The organism is Stenotrophomonas geniculata (assembly GCF_034508895.1).
Lineage (GTDB): Bacteria > Pseudomonadota > Gammaproteobacteria > Xanthomonadales > Xanthomonadaceae > Stenotrophomonas > Stenotrophomonas geniculata.
The window spans coordinates 2,713,572-2,728,563 of record NZ_CP140571.1 but is presented as its reverse complement, the minus strand read 5'-3'; the positions used below and the strand labels follow the sequence as shown (position 1 = coordinate 2,728,563).

Here is a 14,992-nt window from a genome sequence, read left to right as displayed (position 1 = left end):
GGCGCCGGGCATGGCCCGGCGCTGGCGATCACACGGCGGAAGCGGTGCGAAGTCTTCCGCACTGCAAAGGCGGTGCGGACCAAGGTCCGCACCCACCGAAGGCGCTCTGTGCTGTCGGTCAGTACTTCCAGGTCAACGCCAGGCGCGCGGTGCGGCCCGGGGCCGGCATCACGCCCAGAGCGAGCGGATCCAGGTAGTAGCGGTCGGTCAGGTTGTCCACGCCCGCTTCCACCGACAGCTGGTCGTTGAAGCTCCAGCTGGCAAACAGGTCCACCAGCGTCGTTGGCCGGTACAGCTGCTGGATCGCCGACAGGCCCACGTTCCAGTCCTTGTCCAGCTTGCTGATCGGGCCGGCGTTGTGGACCACGCGGGTGCCGAAGGTCAGGCGCTCGTCGAACAGGCGCGAGCCCAGCGTCAGATTGACCATGTAGCGCGGCGGATTCTGTGTATTGGTGTACGACCCCTCGAATCCGCCGTCCACGCAGTCCGGCGTGTTGGCCAGTTCATCGTTCTTGCGCTGTGCACCATAGGCGCGGCGCTCTGCGGCGATGTCCGGCGCGCAGGTCTTGGCCTTGAAGTAGTAGTGCGCGGAAAGATCGGCAAACACCTTGCCGCTGTCATAGCTGGACTGGAACTCCATGCCCGAGACCTTGAACTGGTCGACGTTGCGGATCAGGCCTGCCGACAGCGTGCGGTAGTCACGGGTGATCAGGTCGTCGATGCGGGTATCGAAGTACGCCAGCTTCAGCGCAAGGCGGTCGCCAGCGGTGAACAGGTCGTAGCGGATGGTGCTGGCACCGATTTCCCAGCTGCGCGCACGCTCCGGCTTCAGCTCGCCCACCGGCTTGGCGGCAGTGAACAGGCCCAGCGTGGTCTCGAACAGGCTCGGCAGCTTGGTGCCTTCGGCGTACTTCACGTAGACCATGGTGTCTTCGCTGAAGCGATAGGCCACGCTGGCGGTCGGCGAGAACGCGGTGTCACGACGGCGGATCGGCTGCGACCAGGTCCAGCTGACCGGTACTTCCAGGTCCTGCGCCTTGCCGGCGTCGTAGAAGTTCCAGCCACCGATGTCGCCCACCGTGCCCTTCTTGTACGGCGAAGCCAGCAGCGACTCCTGGGTGAAGTTGCCGTTGGCGTCCGGGTACCAGTTCAGCAGCGCGATGCGCTTGGCCCGCCACGACGGCAGCGCCGGGTTGCCATTGAGCAGTTCGGTGTAACGGTACTGGCCCTGTACCTCATAGGCGTCGGGCGTGGCCAGGCGGTTGCGGTCATGCACATCCACGCGGTTCCAGCGTCCGCCGGCCAGCAGTTCCCAATGCTCATCGGGCTGCCACTTCAGCGAGGCCACGGCACTGTATTCCTTGCGCTCGGCGTTGCGCAGGAAGCGGTTGTTGACCAGATCGTCGTGCATGACCGGCCCCGAACTGCCCGGCGCGATGTCTTCGTCGCTGTAGGACAGGCCGTAGTCGAAGGTGAACGCACCAGCACGAGTGTCGAACTTCGAGGTGTTGCTGGCATCCAGGCCGAAGCGCTTCTGTCGCAGCGGATTGCGGTAGGCATCCTTGTAGCCGGGGTCGCCGCTGAAGCTGGGCGCGTCATACCACTCGGTGCGGCGGTCGAAGTACCACGGGGTGATGCCGGTCAGGCTGTTGTACATCACGCTGTCGGTATCGGTGTATGTGGCGTTGACACGCAGGTCGACCAGATCGCTGTCCGGATTGAAGCGGTAGCGCAGGGTGTAGCTGTCCATGTCGACATGGCCCGGGTCCCACTGCGGAATGCGATCGCGGTCGACGCGGATGATCTGCGAGGCCATGATCTCGCCGGCGGTGCCTTCGTAGCGGCGGTAGCCCGCTTCCAGCGTCTGCGCATCGTCGATGCGCCAGGTGCCCTTGAGCAGCGCCGACTTCGAACGCGACGAGGTGTTGAACACTTCGGTACGCGGCGGATTCAGCGGTGCCAGCGTGCGACGGGTCTGCGGGAAGTCGTCGTAACCGTGTTTGCCGGAGAAATAGTTGCCGTTGTCGCGGTAAGCATAGGCGGCGACCAGATCGAAGCGGTCCCAGTGACCGGCTGCGGCCACGTTGAAGAACTGGCTGCCGGTGGCGCTGCGGTCGGAACGCGGCGCGGCGCTATAGGACGGCAGGTTGTTGGCGCTGGCGTTGGCCAGGCCGCCACGCACGCGTACGCCGAAGTCACGGCCTTCGCGCAGCACGTCACCGATCTTCAGCGTCTCCATCTCGACCACGCCACCGATGCCACCGGAGGCGTTGGCCTGCAGGCTCGGGCCCTTGGTGATGGTCAGGCTGGAGATCAGGTCCGGGTCGAGGTAGGTGCGCTGTGACTGGCCGGCATAGCCGCGGTAGGTATCCATGCTGGACTGGCCGCCATCGATGATCACCGGCACGCGGCCCTGGCCCTGGATACCACGGATGTTGACGTCGAACCCATTGCCCACGCGCGGGTCACCGGCGGTGACACCGGCCACGCCCTTGACGATGTCGCCGTTGGAAGTGCCGCGGAAACGTTCCAGGTGCGTGCGGCTGAGCGTGGTGGTGGAGCCCACACTGCGATAGCTGTCGAGCAGGCGCGCCTCGTCGCTGGTCGCGCCACTGTCGACGCGGTCGCCGGCCACGCTGAGCGTGTCGGTGACGATCACACCGCTGTCGGCCTGCACCGGCGTCGCCGCTTCCAGAGTGACTGCATCTGCGCTGACGCGGCGCACCGCCAGGCCACTGCCCTGCAGCAGCTGCTGCAGCGCCTCGTTGGCCGGCAGGCTGCCATTGACCGCACGCGAGGTTACGCCCTGGGCCAGGGTGGCCGGATACACGACCTGCACGCCGGACTGGCGCATATAGCTGCGCAGCGCTTCATCCAGCGGCTGCGCTGGAATGTCGAAGCGCTGCACGGGAGCGTGGTTGCCGGTGGCGCCCTGTGCCAGCACGGACGGTGCGGCGCTGGCCAGGCCGGCGGCCAGCAGGGCGATGCACAGGCGGGACGGGCGCAGCGCGCGGCCCGGGCGGTGGGAGTCGAACATGGGGAACCTGTCAGGTAATCGGTGCCGCAGGCGCGGCGTCATCCGCAACACAGGCGGACACGGCGACGTACGTGGCGGCGGCGGGTACGTTCGCGTGGTAAGACGGTTGGGCGCGCGGCAACCCCAAGAGCGATTTGCGGTCGCGGCAGGTGCCGACCGGCCGGTGATCGTGGTGGGTGCCGACCGTTGGTCGGCACACTGGGACCTTCATCCACGCATGGCGTGGATCTACTGGTGAACGATGGCGACGCCGAGCGGCAGGCGGGTGACCTGCAGACCTGCTGTTGCGGCCAGTGCATCCAGCGCCTGCTCCGGGCGATCGATGCGCAATGCGGCACTCACTGCGGGTAGTCGCGACAGATCGCCGCGCACGAAGGTCGGGCCGGCGCGGTAACGCCCCACCCATTGCACGGCGTCGGCGACGCTGGCCTGCTCCAGCAGCAGCTCGCCCTGCCGCCACGCGCCAACGCTGTCGGCAGCCACATCCCGCAGGCGCGTCACGCCGCTGTGCTCGCCATAGACCGCACGCTGGCCCACCTGCAGATAGGTCCAGCCACCGTCGGCCGGGCTGGCCACGCGCACCCTGCCCTGCCCGACCTGGGTTTCAACCTGGTCATCGCCGCGCGCGACGGTGAACGCGGTCGAGATGTCCTCGATCACGCCGTTGCCCGCACGCACGCTGAAACGTCGCTGCGCATCCGGGCTGACCTCGAACCAGGCACGCCCACGCAGCAGCTCGATCTCGCGTGCATGTGCATTGAAGCGCACGGCAATCGCACTGTCCGCATCCAGCACTGCGCGGCTGCCATCGGGCAATTGCACGTTCTGCACGACGTGCGTGCTGCGATGGTCGGCCTGCAGCCGCAACCAGGCCTCCGGCCATGCCACCAGCATCGCCAGCGCGGCTGCAGCGGCCATTGCCCAGCGCATTCGATGCGGCCGCGGGCGTTCGGCGGGCCGGACCTGCGGGCGTGGCCCGACACTGCGCCACAGCGCGCGCTCGTGTTCGAAGGCGCGTCGGTGCCCCGGTTGTGCCAGCCAGCGCTCGAACTCGTGCATGCGCCCTTCGCCGATGTCACCCGAGGCCAGCCACGCGATCCAGCCCCGGGCCTGTTCGGCCAGGGGATCGTCATTGGCGGCGGGCAGCGTGTTCGGCGGGCTCATCGGCTGGCGGACAGGCGCATTCAAGCGCGGGCGGAGGAACTAGACCGCATCCACGGTCCAGTGATCAAGACGTTTCAGCGAGGGCCAGCCCCAAGCCGGGGCCATCATCGGCCGCTGCGTGCCCAGGCCAGGCGCTGCAGGGCGGTGCGCACATGGTTCTCGACGGTCGTCACCGACACCCCGAGACGGCGGGCGATCTCGGCCTGGGTCAGGCCCTGCAGGCGGTTGAGCCGGAAGATGGTGCGGGTCGGCTCCGGCAGGTGCCCCGCCGCATCGAGCACCCGCTGCAGTTCGTCCTGTGCCATGGCCTGTTCCTCGGTCGAGATGACCTCGTCCGGCCCCCACAGGTAGTGGTCGGCCAGCAGGCGGTTGCGCCGGGTCGATTCGCGGCCGTGGTCGGTGGCCAGGTTGGCGGCCAGCCGGTACAGATAGGCCCGCGGGTTGTCGATGGCCTGGCTGTCGTCGACCCCACGGGCCTTGAACCATACGGCCTGGATCACGTCCTCGGCACCATTGTCTCCGCCGAGGATGCGCTGCACCCGGCGCAGCAGTGCCGGCCGCTCACGGATCAGCAGTTCGGTAAGGGAGGCGGCATTGGAGGACATGCGCGGAACCGGGACGACAGACGGAAGGCGCCGCGCATGCTACTCCGTTAATGAGAATCAGTCACGTTCGCATCAGTGGATGCAGCCGGTCAGCCCGTCATAGACGCTCTCCGACGTGCCGGGCAACGGATCATGCAGCGGATTACGGGCCGCCAGCGCCGCATGGAAGTCCTCAACCGGGGTGCCAGGCACCAGCGGCAGCCGGCATAGCCAGGTCGGTTGCCGGGCCACGATCGCACCGTCGTTCCGCGACACGGCCAGGTCACTGGCGGCAAATGCCCAGAGGCACTCACGCACCGTGCCGCGCACCGCATCCACTGAACACCGCAGGCGCAGCGCCCGGATGTCGCTGTACTCGCCCTCGCAGAAGGTGTCGCCGCAGATCCTGTCGAAGCCATGCTGCAACCGGCCTTCCAGGGCAAAGAAGCGGTCCCAGTTGGCTTCCTGGTGCGGATAGTCGATCAGGTCCACGTAGGGAAAGGCCTGGGCGGCGGGCGCGATCAGCAGCGCGCAGAACAGGCCGAGTGACAGGGCGGATGGTTTCATGCGGGAACTCCTCGGGTAGGTGCATCCAGCCTGCGCGCGCACGCCCCCCGGCCCCATCGGTCAACCCCGGCCCGCCGGGTCGGCGCCTTCCACGCCCTGCCGTCGGCCCCCTCCCCTGCACAGCGCCCGGCAAAGGCATAAAATGGGGAGCTATCCGTCTATATCCCCCACCTGGAGCACACCATGGGTCTGGAACTCGTCTCGCCCGGCAAGAACCCGCCGGAAGAAATCAACGTCATCATCGAGATCCCGAAGGACTCGGAGCCGGTGAAGTACGAAGTGGACAAGGAAACCGGCGCGATCTTCGTCGACCGCATCCTGTCCACCCCGATGCGCTACCCCTGCAACTACGGCTACGTGCCGAGCACCCTGTGCGGCGACGGCGATCCGGCCGACGTGCTGGTGGTGCTGCCGCTGCCGCTGGTGCCGGGCTCGGTCGTGCGCTGCCGTCCGGTCGGCGTGCTGAAGATGAGCGATGAGGCGGGCAGCGACGAGAAGATCCTGGCCGTGCCGGTGTCGAAGATCTTCAGTGGCTACGCCCACGTCGAAGACATCGCCCAGGTGTCCAGCCACTGGCTGGAGCGCATCGGCCACTTCTTCGAGCACTACAAGGACCTGGAGAAGGGCAAGTGGGTCAAGCTCGACGGTTGGGGCGGCGCCGCTGAGGCCAAGCAGATCCTGATCGAGGCGCACCAGCGCCATCTCGACAGCAAGGCCTGAGCCTGAACCGGATCGCTCCGGCGGCACCCCGCCGGAGCGATGCGGGTCACGTTTCATGACGACGGCACATCACTCTTGCCGCCGTATTAGGTAAATTGCGTCACTTCACACGTCGTCGACATCCATCGTCGAGACAGCCAGGGGAATGTGTCGTGCGTATTCTGCTTGTTGGGGATGCAGCCAGCCTGCCGGCTGAGCTGACCGAATTCATTGCCGATCTTGGGGAAGACTGGCAGCCGCTGACCGCCACCGATGGCCAGACCGCGATGACCGCGGTGGCCACGCAGGGCGTGGATGCGGTGATCGTCTGCCCGCAACTGCCGGATCTCAATGCCACCACGCTGCTGGGCCAGATCCGGACCTTGCGCCCGGAAACCATCCGCATTGCGCTGGTGGACGCCCAGCACGGCAACCGGCCGCCGCCGGCACGCCTGATCGGCGTGGCCCACCGCTTCCTGCCGTTGCCGCTGGCACCGGAAGTGTTGCTGGAAGCGCTGACCAGCCTGGAAGAGCTGCGTGAAGTGCTGGACAGCCCTCGCCTGCGCGACGCCATCGGCCGTATCGAGAAGCTGCCCTCGCCGCCGCACCTGTACCTGAGCCTGACCCAGGCACTGGAACATGACGACGACGCCGACAGCGCCGACGTCGCCAAGCTGGTGGCCGCTGATCCGGCGATCGCGGCAAAGGTGCTGCAGCTGTCGAACTCGGCGTTCTTCAGCCAGGGCCGCACCATCGCCGACCTGCGCACCGCCGTGACCCGCCTCGGCCTGTCGACGCTGCGCGATCTGGTACTGGCCAGCGAGGTGTTCTCGGCACCGACACTGTCCACGGCCGAGCGCAATTCACTGCAGCAGCGCGCCCTGCTCGCCTCGCGGCTGGCGGCACGCCTGCTGCCCGAATCCAGCGCCGAACTGGGCGCGACCGCCGCGCTGCTGGCCGACATCGGCCTGCTGCTGCCCGGCGTGCGCAACGAGCGCAGCGAACCGTCGCTGGCCGGTGACACCCGCCCGGGCCACGCCGAAGCCGGTGCCTATCTGCTCGGCCTGTGGGGCCTGCCGATGCCGATCATCGAGGCGGTGGCGTTCCATCTGCAGCCGCAGCGTGCCAATACGCGCAGCTTCTGGGTGACCGGCGCGGTGCACGTGGCACTGGCACTGGTCAATGGTGATCCGGTGGACGAGGACTACCTGCAGCGCGCAGGTGTTCTCAACAGGCTGCCGCAGTGGCGGGAGCATGCCAACAGCCTGATGGGACTGGTACCCAGCGAGATCTGAGCTGTCAACGCAGGAAGAACCTCGAAGGCGCGCCCAAAGGCGCGCCTTTTTTGCATCAGCGCGCGCCGCAGGCATCCTGCACGCAGTGGCGATACTGCAGATCGCACAGGACCTTCGACTTGCCTGCAGCCAGGCATTCCTGACGCAGCTCCTCGCAGTACAGCCCGCCCCCACAGACGCCACCGGTCTGGGCAAACACCGCACCCACCAATGTTGCATAGATCAGTGCAGCAGCAGACAGTTTGTGCAACAGCGTGCTCTTCATCGCTCTCTCCATGTGCAAGTGTCCGCAAGTGGACCCAGCAACTGTGTTGATTACGACACGACAGGAACGTGACTTCCCTCACCTTCCAAGATATTTCGGAATTCCCCTACAAAGAAAGAGGGCGGACCTTGCGGTCCGCCCTCCCGGTACTGCTATCGCACTTCGAACTATCAGAAGCGCTGGGTGTACTTCATGTACAGGAAGCGACCGACGTCGAAGCCACCGTAGTAGGCGAAGCTCGAGTTCGGCGCCGAGTACTGCAGCGCACCGCGGTGATCGAACACGTTGTTCGCACCCAGGGCGATGGTGGCATCCCACGGAGCCTTCCAGCTGACCTGCACGTCGTGGAAGGTGTTGGAGCCGGTGTGGCGCAGCGGATCCGGCTCACCATTGGCGTAGTGGTTCGGAGCGTCGCACCATGCGTCGTCGATGCAGCTTTCCTTCATGCCCGAGTAGTAGCGGGCAGTCCAGTTGACGCCGAAGTCACCCATCTCCCAGTTGACACCCAGGTTCGAACGGACGCGGAACAGGCCCGGCTCACCAACGCGACCGATGGTGATGTTCTCACCCTTCTTGTTCTGGCCGGCTTCGTCGTACTTGGCCAGGTAGCTGGTCTGCCAGTCGATGCTGAACTTGCCGATCGACAGTTCCGGCAGGCGGTACTTGACACCCAGATCGTAGCCTTCGGTCTCCATCGAGCCGAGGTTGGCCAGGCCGTAGGTCAGCGCCTCGATATGGCCATCAGCGGCACGGGTGACGCCTTCGCAGCGAGCTGCGTTGCCCAGCACGTAGCAGTCACGCAGGATGCGATCAACGCTGTCAGCGATGATCATGTTCTTCAGCTCGTAGCGGTACCAGTCAAGCGAGATGTCCAGGCCCTGCACCCAACGCGGGCTCCAGACCAGGCCAACCGTCTTGCTCTTGGAGGTTTCCGGCTTCAGAGCCGAATTCGAACCGCTGACGAACTGGTCCGGGGTCGCGCACGGGAAGGTGCTGCAAGGCGCGAAGCCCTGGCCGACCTGCACGTAGTTGGCCGGCACGCCAGCCGCGGCGCAGGCAGCATTGCCAGCGACGTTGCCCGGCGAGGTCGAACCGCACGGATCGGTATAACGCTCGAAGCTCGAGTTGGTGCCGCCGTACAGATCGTCAACGGTCGGTGCGCGGAAGCCTTCTGCGTAGGTACCGCGGACCAGCAGTTCGTCGATCGGGCGCCACACCAGGCCGAACTTCGAGTTGATCGTGTCACCGAAGTTGCTGTAGTCAGAGTAGCGGCTTGCGACGTTGAAGGTCAGTTCCTTGGCAAACGGCAGGTCCGACAGGATCGGCACGTTCAGTTCCAGGTAGAACTCATCCAGCGAGTAGTTGCCCGAGGTGGTGGTCGACGCCAGGCCGGTCGACTGGCCCGACTGACGGAAGGCGTCCGGCACGAAGCGGCCTTCTTCCTTGCGGTGCTCGTAGCCCATGGCCACACCCAGGTCACCGGCCGGCAGCTCGAACAGCGAACCGGACAGGTTGGCGGTGTAGCTGGTGGTCTTGGTCACACCAGTGTCGGTGTAGGTCGGGAACAGGAAGTTCTGCAGATCACGGTCGGCAAGCGAGCCCTGGCCGTTGACGCCGTAAGGCAGCAGCGGGTTCCACGGGCGGCACTGGCTCAGCGGGATCGGATTGGCGGCGGTCCCGCACTGAGCAACGCCCTGGCCGTTGATGAACGACTTGCCAAGTGCCTGCTCGGAAGCGATCAGGCTCATGTCGCCGTAGCCGGTCTTGGTCAGCTCGTTGCGGTTCCACAGCGCGCCAACGTCCCAGTCCCAGGTCTTGCCGGCAAACTCGAAGAAGCCACTCAGGCTCGGCGCGAAGCGCAGGGTCTTGAGGTCGCTCTTGGTGGTACGCGGCACTTCCCACAGGCGGCGACGGAACTCAACGTCCTGGCCGATCGGGTTGAACGCGCTGTCCTTCGACAGCGGGGTACCGAACGACAGCGACTGGTACGGGTAACCCGCGATCTGCTGGTCGGTGGTGCGCTGGTTGTACAGCACGTCAGCATTGAAGGTGATCGAATCAGCCAGATCGTAGCTGCCGTTGACATACACGGACTTACGCTCGATGCCGGTCTGCACCATCATCTGCTGGTTGGCGTTGGAGTACTCGGCCGGAGTCAGCAGGTGGTAGTCGGCCGCATTCTTCGGGTCACCGCCCGGATTCAGGGTCTTCCACTCCGGCTGCGGCTGGCCTGCAGCGCGCGGCTTGCAGTCGCCCCACACGCGCGGGTCGCACCAGGTGCTGTTCTGGCTCAGCGGGCTCCAGTCGGCAGAGGTCGAATTCGGGCCCAGGCCGCCGTCGCGGCTGAACCAACGATCCTTCGCCCACACCGGATCCTGCTTGGAGTACTCGGCCGACAGGGTCACGCCGCCACGCTCGCCTTCAGAGCCGAGGGTGAACGAGTAGGTGTTGGTGTCGCCGTCGCCGCGGCCGTACTGGCCAACGTAGACGCTGGCTTCAGCACCATCGAAGCGCTTGCGGGTGATCACATTGACCACGCCAGCAATGGCGTCCGAACCGTAGATGGCGGAGGCGCCATCCTTCAGCACTTCGATGCGCTCGACGGCGGCCATCGGAATCTGGCTCAGATCCTGGTAGCCGGCAGTGGTCGCGCCCAGGCGCTTGCCGTTCATCAGCACCAGGGTGCGCTGCGCGCCAAGGTTGCGCAGGTCGACGTAGTAGCCGCCAACGTTTTCGCCGGAGGACAGCGAGTCCGCGCGGGAAATGGCCGGCGAACCTGCCGAGGTCAGGTTCTGCAGGACATCGGCGACGGTGGTGTAGCCCTGCTTTTCCAGGTTCTCACGGCTCAGCGTGAGGACCGGCTGCTGGGTCTCCATCGAGGCGCCGCGGATGCGCGAGCCCGTGATTTCGATGCGATCCAGGGTGGTCGCATCCTTTGCTTCCTGCGCAGAAGCAAAGGCGGGCGTCAGCGCCAACGCAATGCCAGCCGGCAGAAGGCCCAGCCGCACTGCGGGATTACGAACGTTCATCTATCTCTCCAAGGTACGTGTTAGCAGCGTGTTAAAACACCCCAGCACGTTACGATTGCGTTGCAGCGCTGTATTTGCGCGAGCCAACCGGAGACTTTGCAGATTGTGGCGGCAGCAAGCCGCCGTTTTCCCTGAAGCGCGATGCGGACTGGCCGTAGCGGGCGCGGAACGCACGCGCGAAGCTGCAGCAGTTGTCGAAGCCACTGGCCGCAGCGACCTCGCCAACCATCATGTCGGTGTCACGCAGCAGGTCGGCCGCCCGTTCCAGGCGCAAACGTGCTGAAAGCGACTGCGGGCTTTCCTCGTACAGGCTCTGGAAGGTCTTGGAGAGATACCAGCTGGAGAAGTTGGTCAGCTCGGCCAGTTCACCGATGCGCACCACGCGGTGGCTGTTGCCTTCCAGGTACAGGCGGGCGCGCTGCATGCGGCCGAATACCTGGCGCTTGCGGCTGCGCGAGCGACCCGGGCAACGCTGCACGTTGTCGGCCAGCCCACGCTGCAGGCCCGCCAGATGCAGCAGCAGCGGGCGCAGTGCCTGTGCCGGCTGGCCACTGGCCAGCGCATCGCGCCACAGGCGCAACGCAACGCGGGCATCGCCACGGCTCATGCGGCCACGCCCGGCGTACAGGCCGCAGTCGGCCATCTCGGCCAGCACGCGCAGCGCTTCGACAGTCAGGTTCAGGCCAACGCACAAGCCGTTGCGGCCTGCCTGCACCAGCGGCCGCGACTCTTTCTCGAAGGCGATCCACTCGCCCTGGCGCAAGCGGAAGCGTCCTTCCTTGGCTTCCACCCAGGAGCTGCCGCGCACCTGCATCCACACAGTGAAGCTGCTGCCTGCGGTCTGCAGGCTACCGAGCCGGGCCACGCCCAGGCAGGTCGGCGCAGCATCGTCGAGCGACCGGTCCAGAGAGACGGTTTGGCCGCGATCGGCCAGCGAGAGTTGACGCATGGGGGCACCACGGTTTGCCTAGTACAGGCCTCCGTTTTGCCAAATCAGGCGGCACCACGTCAGGAAAGTCAGACGAGATCGCCACGAATTCGCGGCGAGGTCGCCACGAAGAAATTACGAAGGCCCATTTCCGTTGAACAACAACAACTTGGAGAACGCCGGAAGCAGCGTCGGCGAGCGCTCGGGCAAGCGCATCACGCCGATGTCGGCACCGTCGCTGACCGCCATTGCCACGAACAGCGTGTGCCCATCGGCGCCGGCACTCAGCCCGTTGCCGGCACTGAGGCGTTCCGCATCCAGGCAGCGTTCCGGTTCCTCGCGCCCGGCCTGGATCAGCACCAGTGTCGTGCCACAACGGGTGGACGTACCGAGGTAGCCGATCGCGTTGTTGCCGGCCACAGTCCAGGCACGGTACCGCCACCGGCTGGGCCGGTCATCGCTGATCTGCTGCACGCTTGCCGGTGCCAACGCCGCATCCACCGACCACAGGCCTCCTGCGGCCAGGCGGGTGAACAGCACACGCCCGCTGCTGCGATCGAACCGCGCCTGCGAAACACCGTCGATGCTGGCCAGGCGGCGCCAGGGCTGCACGCTTCGATCAAACAGGCTCAGCCGGGTCTGTTGCTGGTCATCGCGCTCGACCACCAGCAGCTGGTCCGGGCGTGCCCCGTACAGTGCCTGCAGCGGCTGCTCCGACGGGACAGGCAACGCCTGGACGCGTTCGTCACGTGGGGCGACCTCATAGACCACTGTGCGTCCGTGCTCGTCGCGCCCCACCACCAGCAACCGGCGGCTGTCGGCCGACCAGTCCGGTGCCTGACGTGCCTCGGGCCGCAAGCCTTCGATCGGCCGCAGCGAATCGGGGCGCTCCATGTCCGCCCACCACAGCGCGAAGCTGCCTGAACGATCGGACGTGAACACCAGTTGGCGTCCATCCGGCGCCGCCATCGGCTGCCCATCCCGGCCACTGGACGCAAACAAGCGCTGCGGCGGCGAGCCGCCTTCCATCGGCACCTTGAAGATGCCGAACTGCGCGCGCCGATGGACGAAGGCCAGCATGCCCGCGCGGCGCGCAGTGGCCGGCCACTGTGCGTCGTCGAGCCCGGCATCGCGCAGCGTGCGGCTCTCGACGTCCAGGTAGTACAGGCGCACTTCACTGTCGACACGGCGTCCAAACACGATCGTCCGGCCATCACGCAACCAGGCCCAGCCACGCAGTTCAGCGGCCTCGCTGGTCAGCTGCTCGGGCGTGCCCCCCGCTGCCGGCATGCGCCACAGGTCGCCCAGCTGCGGATTGCGCACGAACACCAGCCACTTGCCATCAGGCGAGTAGCGCGGCGCATAGTCGAAGTCATCCTCGGCAACACCGTAGTCCAGCGCCTCCCATCGGCCACTGGCCAGATCGAGCTTGCGGATGCCCCGATGGGCATAGCGCCCCACCATGCTGCCGAACACCAGGCCACGGCCGTCCGGCGTCCAGTCGAAACTGAGCAGCTCGGTGCCATCGCACCGCGTGGCCTGGCGCAGGGCACCACCGGTCGCGCTGGCGATCAGCACCTGGCAGCCGCCGTTGCTGCTGAACCGCGCGAAGGCGATCTCGCGTCCATCCGGCGACCAGCTCGGGAAGCGGTCAACCGAGCCGGCCGGCGGAGCCAGCAGCTGCCGCGCTGGCGCGTTGCCGGAGGTCTGTACCTTGATCGCCCCCCCACCTTGCCCGTCTTCGTTGGCGCCTTCATAGGCCACCAACGAGCCATCGGGTGAAAGCGTGGGATAGGTTTCAAAACCGCTGGTTGCGGTGATCAACCGATAGGGACGCTGCGGGCTGCCGATCACGCGCGTGCCGTTCTCCACGGCCGCATCCACCGCTGAACTACTGGCCGGTGCCCGCCGCAGCAGCAGCGCGGCCAGCACCACCACCGTGGCCAGCATCAGCACGCCCAGCACCAGCAGCACGCGCCGGCGGACATGGCGCCAGCGGCGGCGCGATGCCTGCACGTGTGCCGGCCTCTCCTCGGCGATGCCCATCACCGGTTGCACGTCCGCGATTCCGTCATCGGCTTCTGAGGACGGTGCCGCCTCGACATCGTCCAGTACCTGCACCGGCACCAGCAGGCGATAGCCGGTCTTGGCGATGGTCTCGATATAGGCCTGGCCGTTGTCGTCGTCGTTGCTGAACGCCTTGCGCAGCTGGGTGACGGCCTGGGTAAGCACATCGTTGGTCGGCAGCGTGTCCGGCCAGACTTCCGCGAACAGTTCATCGCGGGTGACAACACGCCCGGGCTGGCGCAGCAGTACACGCAGCACGCCCAGCGCCTTCGGCGTCAGCCGACGCGGGCGACGCGCACCGACGACCTCGACTTCTCGCGAGGACAGAGTGACAGTGCACTCTCCGATCCGGATCCGATCGAATCCGGGGGGCTGGTTTTCACTGCTGTTCATTTTCCGCTACACAGTAGAGACAGGTCCGGGGCAGCGTTTGCCTTCGATACCCTCCCGTCCTGGGAACAGCAAAAAGCCAGACTCCGCACAAAGCATCGGCGCATACCGCAAAAACAATGAAGCGGGCGAATACTAGCCTATGCGGGTTACCTCGCCTATCGCGTGGTCGACATCCAGGCTCTCTCTCGCCGACGCATTCACATAATTTGCTGCACCATTCGCGCCCTGCGGGGCGCGAAATTTTTATCTGGCGTTCATTTTCACATGCGCCGCAGCATGGTCAATCCGACCAGTCGCGAAACCACCAAAGCCACGTACATCACGCCTGAAAACTGCTCCAGCATGACCAATGCACGCGCCTGCGGATGCAGTGGAACGACGTCGCTCAAACCGACACCCGAGAGCAAACTGAAGCTCAGATAAAGCAGTTCCATCCAGGTGCGCTGTGCACCACCACCGGTGCCCTGGAAACTGCCCGGATACCACTGCTGGCACACGGCGAAAGCAAATGCGAAGGCCCAGGCCAGCAACGTGAATGTCGCACCTGCCGCGAACAGTTCATCGCGGGTGACTTTATGGTCCTGGAGCATGTAGGCGATGAGTGCACCGGCCGTATAGAAGTACAGCAGGCTTTCCAGCAGCTGCGCGGTGGTCAGCAGCGCACTGCGATCCAGCAATGCACCGGCCAGCGAGAACACCACCGAAGGAATGGCCAGCAGCAGCGCCAGCCAGGTGCCCAGCGGGCTGCGCTGGACCACCCACAGCGCCAGGCCCAGTACCGCCATGCCGAACATGCCCAGCGCCGCGCGGCCCGCAGCGGTGTCATCCAGCGCGGGGTACAGCAGCACGGCGATCAACTGGGCTCCCAGCAGCCAGGCCGAAGGATGACGGCGGGCAATGGCCAGCCAGCGGGTGGTGATGGCAACGGGCATGGCGTCCTTTCCCCAGGGTGGTGGGCCGAGGA

General features: G+C 66.1%; 11 protein-coding genes. 2 read left to right on the top strand and 9 right to left on the bottom strand.

Features of this window, described 5'->3' with window-relative positions:
* Positions 1-118: 118 nt before the first annotated feature.
* The 4 genes from RI032_RS12550 to RI032_RS12535 form a co-directional block, all read right to left on the bottom strand.
* Positions 119-3,037, bottom strand: coding sequence for a TonB-dependent receptor (locus RI032_RS12550; RefSeq protein ID WP_322547083.1), 2,919 nt, complete (start codon positions 3,035-3,037; stop codon positions 119-121).
* Between the two features lie 228 nt (positions 3,038-3,265).
* Positions 3,266-4,201, bottom strand: coding sequence for a FecR family protein (locus RI032_RS12545; RefSeq protein WP_322547082.1), 936 nt, complete (start codon positions 4,199-4,201; stop codon positions 3,266-3,268).
* A 104-nt stretch (positions 4,202-4,305) separates the two neighbouring features.
* Positions 4,306-4,806 (bottom strand): RNA polymerase sigma factor, encoded by a 501-nt coding sequence (locus RI032_RS12540; RefSeq protein ID WP_014038389.1) that lies wholly within the window; start codon positions 4,804-4,806, stop codon positions 4,306-4,308.
* Positions 4,807-4,878: 72 nt separating this feature from the next.
* Positions 4,879-5,352 carry a hypothetical protein gene (locus tag RI032_RS12535; RefSeq protein WP_010483989.1) on the bottom strand — a complete coding sequence of 158 codons (474 nt, stop codon included), beginning with the start codon at positions 5,350-5,352 and terminating at the stop codon, positions 4,879-4,881.
* A gap of 183 nt (positions 5,353-5,535) precedes the next feature.
* On the opposite strand from RI032_RS12535, the gene ppa reads away from it, so the two are divergent.
* Both ppa and RI032_RS12525 read left to right on the top strand, forming a co-directional pair.
* The gene (ppa, locus tag RI032_RS12530) at positions 5,536-6,072 is read left to right on the top strand and encodes an inorganic diphosphatase (RefSeq protein ID WP_005410935.1); all 537 of its coding nucleotides are present in this window, start codon (positions 5,536-5,538) and stop codon (positions 6,070-6,072) included.
* 152 nt (positions 6,073-6,224) lie between these two features.
* The gene (locus RI032_RS12525; protein ID WP_010483988.1) at positions 6,225-7,346 is read left to right on the top strand and encodes an HDOD domain-containing protein; all 1,122 of its coding nucleotides are present in this window, start codon (positions 6,225-6,227) and stop codon (positions 7,344-7,346) included.
* Positions 7,347-7,401: 55 nt separating this feature from the next.
* Here RI032_RS12525 and RI032_RS12520 read toward each other — a convergent pair whose 3' ends face one another.
* The 5 genes from RI032_RS12520 to RI032_RS12500 all read right to left on the bottom strand — a co-directional run bounded on the left by RI032_RS12520 (position 7,402) and on the right by RI032_RS12500 (position 14,960).
* On the bottom strand, positions 7,402-7,611 hold the full coding sequence (locus tag RI032_RS12520; protein WP_010483987.1) for a hypothetical protein: 210 nt from the start codon (positions 7,609-7,611) through the stop codon (positions 7,402-7,404).
* Positions 7,612-7,781: 170 nt separating this feature from the next.
* Positions 7,782-10,640, bottom strand: a complete 2,859-nt coding sequence (locus tag RI032_RS12515; RefSeq protein ID WP_134959004.1) for a TonB-dependent receptor — start codon at positions 10,638-10,640, stop codon at positions 7,782-7,784.
* 49 nt (positions 10,641-10,689) lie between these two features.
* The gene (locus RI032_RS12510) at positions 10,690-11,589 is read right to left on the bottom strand and encodes a helix-turn-helix transcriptional regulator (protein ID WP_010483985.1); all 900 of its coding nucleotides are present in this window, start codon (positions 11,587-11,589) and stop codon (positions 10,690-10,692) included.
* A gap of 114 nt (positions 11,590-11,703) precedes the next feature.
* Positions 11,704-14,028, bottom strand: a complete 2,325-nt coding sequence (locus RI032_RS12505; RefSeq protein WP_322547081.1) for a winged helix-turn-helix domain-containing protein — start codon at positions 14,026-14,028, stop codon at positions 11,704-11,706.
* 260 nt (positions 14,029-14,288) lie between these two features.
* Positions 14,289-14,960 (bottom strand): ion channel, encoded by a 672-nt coding sequence (locus tag RI032_RS12500; RefSeq protein WP_010483983.1) that lies wholly within the window; start codon positions 14,958-14,960, stop codon positions 14,289-14,291.
* Between the last annotated feature and the right edge of the window lie 32 nt (positions 14,961-14,992).

What these genes read in the sequence shown, in the direction of transcription:
- RI032_RS12550 (WP_322547083.1), bottom strand. Translation starts at nt 3,037, where the DNA reads ATGTTCGACTCCCACCGCCCGGGCCGCGCGCTGCGCCCGTCCCGCCTG.
- RI032_RS12545 (WP_322547082.1), bottom strand. Translation starts at nt 4,201, where the DNA reads ATGAGCCCGCCGAACACGCTGCCCGCCGCCAATGACGATCCCCTGGCC.
- RI032_RS12540 (WP_014038389.1), bottom strand. Translation starts at nt 4,806, where the DNA reads ATGTCCTCCAATGCCGCCTCCCTTACCGAACTGCTGATCCGTGAGCGG.
- RI032_RS12535 (WP_010483989.1), bottom strand. Translation starts at nt 5,352, where the DNA reads ATGAAACCATCCGCCCTGTCACTCGGCCTGTTCTGCGCGCTGCTGATC.
- ppa (WP_005410935.1), top strand. Translation starts at nt 5,536, where the DNA reads ATGGGTCTGGAACTCGTCTCGCCCGGCAAGAACCCGCCGGAAGAAATC.
- RI032_RS12520 (WP_010483987.1), bottom strand. Translation starts at nt 7,611, where the DNA reads ATGAAGAGCACGCTGTTGCACAAACTGTCTGCTGCTGCACTGATCTAT.
- RI032_RS12515 (WP_134959004.1), bottom strand. Translation starts at nt 10,640, where the DNA reads ATGAACGTTCGTAATCCCGCAGTGCGGCTGGGCCTTCTGCCGGCTGGC.
- RI032_RS12510 (WP_010483985.1), bottom strand. Translation starts at nt 11,589, where the DNA reads ATGCGTCAACTCTCGCTGGCCGATCGCGGCCAAACCGTCTCTCTGGAC.
- RI032_RS12505 (WP_322547081.1), bottom strand. Translation starts at nt 14,028, where the DNA reads ATGAACAGCAGTGAAAACCAGCCCCCCGGATTCGATCGGATCCGGATC.
- RI032_RS12500 (WP_010483983.1), bottom strand. Translation starts at nt 14,960, where the DNA reads ATGCCCGTTGCCATCACCACCCGCTGGCTGGCCATTGCCCGCCGTCAT.